The following is a 9,409-nucleotide window of genomic DNA, read 5'->3' as shown; positions in this document are numbered from 1 at the left end:
CCCGATGGAGAACCCGCCTGTGTTACGAGCTGCCCGGCCAAGGCGCTCAGGATTGTCCATGAAACTCCTCCGCAGGAGGATGTATCCGGGTACGACGTCAATCTGGCTTCTCCGACGCCGAAGACGCCGTCTCGCAAGCCGGGAACCGCAACCGCCAAAGAACCACCGGCATCGAAATCCTAAGGAGGGAGAACAGATATGGCCTACGGATTCACGGGTAAAATTGCTCGGGTCAACCTGACAACGAGAGAAATCAGCACGATCGACACCGCAAAATACGAGGAATACGGCGGCGGCTATGGTATGGGCGCGGCCATCTTCTGGGATCTCGCGGTCGCTCCGGGCGAATGGGATTTGAAGGATCCCCACGATCCGCGTCATGTCCTTCCCATCATGGCGGGTCGATTGGCGGCTACGGGCGTTCCCGGAGCCGGCAGAACCAGTGTCTGCGGCATCTGCCCGGAAACCTTTCCCACGCGGGAATTCCACCGCGGCAATTTTGGCGGCCGTTTTGCCACCATGTTGAAGTTGGCGGGGTGGGATGGCGTGATAGTGGAAGGCCGGGCGGAAAGGCCGGTATGGATCAATATCATCAACGACCAGGTCAAAATCGAGGAAGCGAAGGAGCTCTGGGGCCTGGATACCTGGACGACTCAGACCCGGATTGAATCCATGGTTGCCGGCAGGACCCGATTCGGCGATGAATGGCAACAGATCGGGAATACCTATACAACGGCCAGGCCTCAGATCGTATGTATCGGCCCGATCGGAGAAGCCAGGTCCAGTCTGGCGTCTTTGATTCACGGCAGCGGCTGCAGCAGCCTCGTCAGCGGCTACGGCTCGGTTTTCGGGGCGAAGAATTTAAAGGCCATCAGCGTGACAGGGACCGGCAATGTAACGATGGCCGATCCCAAGGGCGTCCTGGATGCCAGATTGGCCGATATGCAGACGCCGATCATGACAGGACAATTCGGTCCCGCGGTGGCCGGGGACGGTTCCTGTAATCCCTGCATCCGCGCCGACCGTCGACGCAACACCCTGTATGGCGGCGAAACCATGTGCACCAGTCAGTTGTGGCTGGGCGATCGTGGAACGGAGGCTGCGGACCGCGCCGCCGGGGCCTTGATGAAATACGGGGCCAGTTCCTGGGCGGCGCATTTCACAGGAGCGTTCGTGTCGGACGTTCCCGATGCGCCGGAGTTCTTCCACGGTAAAGTGCCGATGGAAACGGGGATCGGCTGGTATCTGCGGTACCTCTATGAGCAGGGCGTGCTGGGTCCGGGAAAGCAGATCGAATCGGCTCCCCTGCCCATGGACCAATGGGGAGAGCTGGTCTTCCGCGAAGCGTTCCTCGATGCGATAGCCCGGCGCGAAGGAATCGGCGACGCCATCGCCGAAGGCGTCTGCGAGGCGGCCAAGAGATGGGGGCGGCTGGAACAGGACATGGAGAATGGCGCCTTGCGGTTCCCGGCCTGGGGGGCCACCGGGCATTGGACCATGCCGTACGTGGAATGGGCCTACAGCTACCTGCTCGGAGCAGGCGATCCCAGTTGGCATGGGTTCAGCTCGGCCGTCGGGACTTCCCGGGATGGCACTCCCATTGAGAAGGTATTGGAACGGCTTTCCGCCAGGGTCATTCCATACAATGACGATATCTTCATGTTCAACTATGCCTGGAAAGGAAAGGAAGCCAGAAAAACCGGCATCTATTCCGAGCATAAGGCCAAGGAAGTGGCCTGGACCCGGCATTATGCAAGTTTCTGGAACGAATCCATGGCCTTCTGCGAATTTATCCTGCCGCGGCTGAACACGGTCACTCCCGAAATGGAAATGAATTATTACCGGGCGGTCACCGGCAGCAAGTGTTCCTTTGCCGATACCATGGAAACCGGCAGGAAGATCTGGACCCTGGAGCGGTCCATTCGAACCGTGGCCGGGCTCAGCCGGGAGCAGGAATTGTTCTTCCCGTACATGTACAGGCCCGGGGCCGGCGGGATGGCCGCCTTTGGTGGGGTCCCGGTATACGAAGACGGCAAATGGCGTTGGGACAACCTCCCGGATATGTACCTGGACAAGGGTGGCGTGGAGGAATTTAAAACCCACTTCTACAAACTGGAGGGCTGGGATACCGACCACGGCTGGCCGACCAGAAAGACTTTGGAAGATTTGGGCATGAAGAGGATGGCAGATACCATGGCTGCCAGGGGGAGGCTGGGCGTCTGACTCAACAATGCGAGGCGGGGATTCCTGGAGTGAGTGGAGCAACGGGCGGTAACCGCCTCGCGATAGTTGCGAGGCCGCTGCAACAAATACCGCTGTGCCTGCGATAAAAACGGGTGCGGTAAAAATCGATGCCGATCGCCCCGATCCTCGAGCACAACGCCCCTCATTGTCAAGATGGTGCTTTCGCCGTCGACATGGTGAGGCCTGACGGAAGAGGTGAGGGGGAAGGGTATGCCGGCGCCCTGACGAAAAAGGGTTGTCCTCCGCGTTCCGCAACACCGCCCTGCCGACGCTGTCGGCGCTTTCCGTGGCGCCGGGGAGCGCGAGGGTGCGCCGGCGGCGGACCGGGAGAAAAAAAGTGAACCCCGCGCCCCGCGGATCCCGTCTATAATAATGGTATCTGACCGGCGTACCCCGGCGGAAGGGGCGCCCGGGGGAGGCAAATCATGCCCATATCGGGTTGGCGCGCTCTGGTTTCACTGCTGCTCCTGTCCGGGCTGACGGCCGGGGAGGCGGCGCCGGGGGATGAGGCCGCAAACCGCGCCCCGGAGGAAATAGTCGTTCCCGCCGGAACGGTTGTGCCCATCGCCCTTTCCGACTACCTGAACACGAAGAGCAGCAAGGAAGGCGACGTCTTCTACGCCGACACCACCTACCCCGTCTGGATCGATCAGCGCCTCGTCATCCCCCGGGGATCCATCCTCAGGGGAACGGTGACGATGGTCGAGCGCCCGGGGCGGATCCGGGGCAAGGGGAGGATGGCGGTGCGCTTCGACGACATCCTGCTTCCCAACGGGATCCGCCGCGACCTGTCGGCCTCCTTCCGCGGCCTGCACGGACCGGGGGACGAGAGCATGGAGCGCGGCTCCGAAACGGTTACGGCCGCGGGCTCCGAGGGGGAGGACGCCGGGACGATCGTGGGCACCACCGCGCAGGGAGCCATCATCGGGGCCGTCATCGGCCGCGGATCGGGAGCCGCCGTCGGCGCCGGGGCCGGGGCCGCCGCCGGCGTCGCCTCGGTCCTCTTCTCCCGGGGGCGGGACCTCGTAATCGCGCCGGGCACCCGCTTCGATCTCGAATTGCTCAAACCGTTGCGGTTTTCCTACCTCGAAATGGAATTCAGCGCCGATGAAATCCGCGAAGCCGGCCGCAACGCCGAGCGGCGCCCCCAGGTCAGGCAACCGCAGCCGCCCGCCTCGAACCGGAGGACCATTGGAATCTCCCCCGGAATCGGCATCCCCTGGTAGATGCGGCTTCCCGTGCGGCTTCGAATCGGCCCGGGCCCCCGTTTGCCGGTTGGTTCTGGCTTCCACCCCGGCAATGAATGCCGGTGGGTCTGCAATATGGCGGGTCGCGGCCAAAATCCATGTTGATTGCCCCGATCTTGGGGTAAAATGCCCCCCATAGTCAGGATGGTGCTTTCACAACCGCCATGATGGGGCTGATCAGAGGAGGGGAGGGGGAAGGGAATGCCGGCGCCCTGACGAAAACGGCAGCCGATCCTTCCTATCCCTCCTGCATACAGGGGATTGTGTCAGTTTCACCTGGTGGAACACGCAACCAATGGGTTTTCGACTTTTTCGGCAACGCCCCGGACGCTGGGCGCCGCCGGAGAATCGGGAAATAAAGAGCCTGTCAGTGCCGTAGTATCAAGAAGAGTTCGGAGGATCCGCCGAATAGTGTAAATTACTCATGGATCCCAATGGAGGAGTCATTCATGGCTAGAGATAGTAAACCCGCGCCTGAGAAGGCCGAAGAAAAGAAGTTTTCACGTCGAGATTTTGTAGTAGGGAGCGGGACCGCCATCGCTGGCGGCGCTCTTACCGTTCTGGGAACAGCGGCTCCGGTTGCCGTTGCTCAGGATAAGATAACCTACCCGCTTTCAACCAAATACCTGGTCTATGACAGCAAGCACTGCGCCGGGTGTTACGGCTGCATGATAGCCTGTTCCATGGCCCATGACGGGGAGGTCAGTTTTTCGCTGTCCCGGATTCAAATGCACCGGGCAGTCCTCAATGAATATCCTGAGGATATTATCCAGCATGTATGCAAGCAATGCCCGGAACCCCTCTGCGTGAAGTACTGCCCTACGGGCGCCTGTCATATCAGCGCCGAGAACGGCAACATCAGAATGATCAATGCCGAAAAATGCATTGGCTGCCAGACCTGTATCAGAATGTGTCCGCAGACTCCTCATCGCACCATCTGGAACCCCAAAACAAAAAAATCGACGAAGTGCGATTTGTGTACCGACACACCTTTTTTCAACAAGAAGGGTGGGGTAGACGGGACCCAGGCTTGTGTCGAGGCTTGTCCCAAACAAGTTCTAAAAGTCGTAGATAGACTTCCATTGGAAACTGGTGGCTACGAAGTGGACCTGGCGCCTCCTCCCCCGAAAGGCAAAATGCCATTCGGCGGCCTTGGAGCTAAACCCAAACCCAAAACAGAGGCAGGTCACTAGAGAGAGGAGGCTATTATGGCAACACCAGGATTCGGTGGGAAAATCTTATTGGTCGATCTGACAACCAGGGAAATCAAAGCACTGGACACGGACCAGTATGCAATGTACGGCGGAGGGCACGGCACCTCCACAGCCATATTCTGGGAATACAGCGTAGCTCCGGGGAAATGGAACCTCGATGACGCATTCCATCCCCAGAATATGGTCTTTTTGATGACCGGCGCCGTCTCGGGAACGGGAATCCCTTTTGCCGCCAGGACAAGCGTTTCGGGCATGTCTCCGCAGTGCTATCCGATTCAGTGGTGGAGTCACAGCAATTTCGGCGGCACATTTGCCGCGATGCTCAAGCTGGCCGGCTGGGATGGCGTGGCGGTTATCGGCAAGGCGGAATCTCCGGTATATATCAATATCGTCGATGACAAAGTCACCCTGGAAGACGCCAAAGATTTATGGGGCATGACGACATGGAAGTGCCAGGAAGAAATCTGGAAAAGGACCGGCGTCCGCTACGGAATGGACTGGCAGCTGTTGGATGGCGGCTATACGCTGCAAAGACCCGCAATCGTCACGATCGGGGCTGCCGGTGAGAATATGACCCGAGTTGCTTCCCTGGTGCATGGCGGCGGCAGCGGCGCGGGACAGGGTGGATTCGGCGGTGTTTTCGGGTCCAAAAACCTGAAAGCGGTCGCGGTCGTGGGATCCGGCAGTCTCAAAATCGCCGATCCCAAGACGCTGGTGGACGCCAAGGAGAAATATTTCAAGGGCGCCCGCGGTGGAGGCGGATTCGGCGGCGGTGGAAATGATATTTCTTCCTGCTGCGCGGGTTGCGGCATGGGCAGCAGAATGTGTCACAACCGGAACCGGGCTTTCAGCGCGGATTCCGATGATTGCGCGGAATCCACCTGGTTCTCCATCACCAAGGAACAGTCCAATGGCGTAACGCTCCCGGCGGATATCAATCGGAAAGCGACCGATATCATTCAGCAGTTCGGGATCAATGGCATGGAAACCTGTTTCCAGGGCCCCATGTCCTTCCCGACTTCCCATAATCCGGACTTCCCCATCCAGCCGAATATACCCGCCTACTCCGCGCTGGGCTGGTACATGATGAAGATGTATGAAATGAAGGTCATCGGTCCCGGCACCAAGTTCGACATGGCGCCCCTTCCGATGGATAAATTCCCCAGCCCGCAATTCATGGAAATGTACGGACGAGCGATCGCCAACCGCGAGGGCATTGGCCGGCTCCTCGGGGAAGGAACCGCCCGCTTTGTCGAAGCGCTGGGACGAACCGACGACTTCAATACCTTCGCCCGGCAGACGATGTGGGGATTCATGGATCACTGGTCCATGCCCAATGTCGAATGGGCCTACGGCAATCTGCTCGATTCCAGGGATATCAACAGCCACGATATTTCCTGGGGGCGAGGTGATGCTGAACAGCAGGTGAAAAATTATGCAGCCGGGACTCTCAGGAACGAACCGCTATGGTTCGATTATACCTGGCAGGGGGACCAGGCTTTTAAAACTGGAATTTATTCCAGATACAAAGCCGAATGGGTTGCCTGGCATATGCACTACTGGAACTATTACAAGGAATCGGTCGGCTTCTGCGATTGGGGTTACTGCAACCTTGGCGCCAACGGGCGCACTCCCACCGCCGAACCCACATTCCTCAATGCCATCACCGGAAGAAACCATTCTTTCGACGACGGGCTGGAAATCGGCCGGCGTGCCTGGACTCTGAAACGGGCAATTTTCGTGATGCAGGGCAGACATAAGAAAATGGAGAATTTTACGGGCTATCATTACCGGCCCGGCGCCTCCTATTGCGGTTTTTACAATAATCTGCCCATACTCAAAGACGGCAAATGGGAAATCCAGAACTGCAGAGAACTCTATTTCAGCAAGGAAGGAGTCGATCAGTTCAAGACCCATTTCTATAATGTTGAAGGCTGGAATCCCGATTCCGGCTATCCCACTCGCAAGACGCTCGAAGATCTGGGGATGAAGCATGTTGCCGACGTGCTTCAGTCCAAGAGCAAACTGGGCTAAATCCGTAAACGCACAACGCCACGAATTCCGCGCACCAGCGGGATTCGTGGCGTTGTTGTTTTTGCCGGGTTTCCAGCCGACCGGCCTCTGCCGTGCCGGGAATCAATCGTTTCCGCGGGCGGGCAAAAGCCGAAACGGCTAAATCTTCGCTTTCGGAGGCGCCCCCTGGAGGTTATTTGTTTTTCTTTCAGGGGGATGGGCCAGGATCGATTTCGTCGCTATGACCTCCTGCAGCCTGCAGTAGTTCCACTCCGGATCGGACGGCGCCCAGGTTCCATTCTCATAGCCGTCGCAGCTGTCGGGCTTTTCGAGAGGATATTCTTCGATCGGATCTTCGACGATGTTGTAGAACACACAGCTTTCCGTTTCGGCGGAATCATCGCATATAACCTTGTATGTTGCGTTCCGCGCTCCCACCTCTACGGGGTATCCTTCTTTATAGGAATTTACCGTGGCCGCAAGCAGGTAGCCTTTATGGGGATCGCGCAGGCTCCTGGCGCCTTCGAAAAGGATCGGAGTCAGCGATACTCCGTCGACTTCGACCATGCCGTTGCCTTCCCTGTTGGGAACCGTTTCGGGTACATCCAGGCCGGCCAGTTCCAGGATGGTGGAAAACAGGTCCACGTTGTGGACCCAGTCATCGCTCTGGGAACCGGCTTTTATGCCGGGCCCGCGTATTGCCATGGAGACCCGGACCCCGCTTTCATAGGCCGTGCCCTTGCTGCGGCCCTGCTTGGTGAGGTACATGTTGTCGATGAATTCCCTTTTGGGGCCGAACATCCATGTGCCGTTGTCGCCGAGATAGATAATGTAGGTATCGGAATCAAGCTCGTCGACCGTTTCTATCAGCCTGCCTATCATCGTATCCATGGAGTTGGTCATGGCGCGCATCAGGGCCTCCGAGGAGCACGAGCCTGTGTTCGCCGAGCCGAATTGTCCGTCCGGCCCCATGCATTCTTCCATCTCCTTTCGCGATGTTTCGTCCATGGTGTCGGCGTTCGGAATGACCATGGGATTGGGTTCCTGCCGGCCCGTGATATGGGACAGGTTGAACGCGAACCAGGCGAACCAGGGCTTGTCGGGATTCTTCGTTTCCTGTTCGGTGATCCAGTTGATGGCATCCGCCGTTTTGACTACCGGCGCGAAGGTGGTGGGTTCAATGCCCGGCAGCGATCTTGCGGGCGGCTTTTCCGTCCGCCACTGGTCGGGAGGCGTGGATGCGTCCTGGACATGGTAGTCCCATTCATAATAGGTTGCGACACCCCCGTGGAGATTGCCCTGGAACAGGTCGAAGCCCGCTTCTTTCGGTTTCATTCCCGGGTATTCAAACAGGCCCGCTATGTGCCATTTGCCGAACACGGCGGTGCTGTAACCGCCCTTTTCCTTTAAATCCTTAACAAAGGAATGATGATTCCGGGAGAGCCAGCCCAGGGGATCGATTATGCCTGTCTTGGCCGAATAAAGTCCGGTGATGAGCGATGTCCGCGTGGGAGAGCAAAAGGGCTGCGCCCAGGCGTGTGTAAACCGCATGCCCGCCCCGGCAAGTGCGTTGAGCGAAGGGGTGGACGCGGGGCGACCGTCAATCTCTTGGTACCTGGGATGATTGTGCCCCGAAGGGCCGTATTGCTTTACGAGGTCGTCTATCATGCCGGGATACATGTCGGTTGTCACGTCTATGCCGATGTCATCGCCGATGATCAGCAGGATGTTCGGGTGTTTCGGCCTGTCCGCTCCCTTTTTTGTGCATCCGGATGCGGATACAAACAGAATCGAAGACAGCAAGGCAAGTCCACTCAATGCTTTCAAGATGGTTCCATTTCCCATGGATTCACTCTCCTTACCCCTGCGTTGTTGTTATAAACCAAAACACTTTTGCATTTCGAGGGGAATCGACTGCCGGTCCGACACCAGGCCTGAAATATCCATGGGATCGAAGATCTCAACAGGAACCGGATAACAAAGAAGGCCGCTGAAAAGCGGCCTTTTAAATGGCATTTTGCTATTGTCTGCCCATCTGCAGATTTCCACAACCCTGGAGATCGGCGGATCAGCGCCGGTCGATCTTCGATACGCCCTGCGTTGGTTTCCCTTTGATTTTGTCCGGCGCGAGCTTGAACCCACGTAGTCGATTACGGACCGCGCTGTAATTATTGTTATCTGGCTTTATCGCCTTTCGCGGATATAATCGGCCCTGTACTCGGAAGTTCTGAAAGGAGAAGGAGCCTGCTATGCGCAAATTTTTAGCGGCGCTTTCCATTGGAGTTCTCGCGGTCCTGTCCGTCCAGGGTTCGTCCTGGGCTCAGCCGGCTGCAGCTTCCAAACCCAAGGCGCCAGACACTCAATTTGAAGTTCTCAGTCCCTGGGCGGACGTCGATCCGATCCCGCTGCGGGGCATTTCCCCTAGGCTCTCGAGCCTTGCGGGAAAGAAAATCGGAATATTTGTCAATCCCAAGCGGGCGGCCATGCCGATTGCGGAGTCCATCATAGCGCGATTGGGCGCCATGTATCCCGACGCCCAGACCCTCATATACCATTCCGTCGGTGCGAATGTGAATGAGATCGAGACAAGTAACAAAGACAAATTCACGGCTTGGGCCAAAAGCCTTGACGCGGCCATAGCCGTCGTCGGTGATTGAGGGTCCTGCACAAAGTACCTCGTTTACAATGGGA

6 protein-coding genes are annotated in these 9,409 nt (G+C 57.9%); 5 read left to right on the top strand and 1 reads right to left on the bottom strand.

The window, feature by feature from the left end:
• Window positions 1-198: 198 nt before the first annotated feature.
• The 4 genes from GXY47_00485 (at window position 199) to GXY47_00470 (ending at window position 6,739) form a co-directional block, all read left to right on the top strand.
• Window positions 199-2,223, top strand: a complete 2,025-nt coding sequence (locus GXY47_00485; protein NLV29602.1) for a hypothetical protein — start codon at window positions 199-201, stop codon at window positions 2,221-2,223.
• A 446-nt stretch (window positions 2,224-2,669) separates the two neighbouring features.
• Complete coding sequence (locus tag GXY47_00480) at window positions 2,670-3,470, top strand: hypothetical protein (protein NLV29601.1); 801 nt, start codon at window positions 2,670-2,672, stop codon at window positions 3,468-3,470.
• 470 nt (window positions 3,471-3,940) lie between these two features.
• A complete protein-coding gene (locus tag GXY47_00475; protein NLV29600.1) occupies window positions 3,941-4,684 on the top strand; it encodes a 4Fe-4S dicluster domain-containing protein in 744 nt (247 codons plus the stop codon).
• Window positions 4,685-4,699: 15 nt separating this feature from the next.
• On the top strand, window positions 4,700-6,739 hold the full coding sequence (locus tag GXY47_00470) for a hypothetical protein (GenBank protein NLV29599.1): 2,040 nt from the start codon (window positions 4,700-4,702) through the stop codon (window positions 6,737-6,739).
• Window positions 6,740-6,877: 138 nt separating this feature from the next.
• Here the strand turns inward: GXY47_00470 and GXY47_00465 are convergent, their stop codons facing one another.
• The gene (locus GXY47_00465) at window positions 6,878-8,563 is read right to left on the bottom strand and encodes a sulfatase-like hydrolase/transferase (protein NLV29598.1); all 1,686 of its coding nucleotides are present in this window, start codon (window positions 8,561-8,563) and stop codon (window positions 6,878-6,880) included.
• A gap of 404 nt (window positions 8,564-8,967) precedes the next feature.
• Here GXY47_00465 and GXY47_00460 point away from each other — a divergent pair, with 404 nt between their 5' ends.
• Complete coding sequence (locus tag GXY47_00460; GenBank protein NLV29597.1) at window positions 8,968-9,375, top strand: hypothetical protein; 408 nt, start codon at window positions 8,968-8,970, stop codon at window positions 9,373-9,375.
• Window positions 9,376-9,409: the final 34 nt, after the last annotated feature.

This window comes from Acidobacteriota bacterium, from assembly GCA_012729555.1.
GTDB lineage: Bacteria > Acidobacteriota > UBA6911 > UBA6911 > UBA6911 > UBA6911.
Note: the sequence above shows the minus strand (reverse complement) of the source record. Positions and strands in the feature narration are given on the sequence as shown.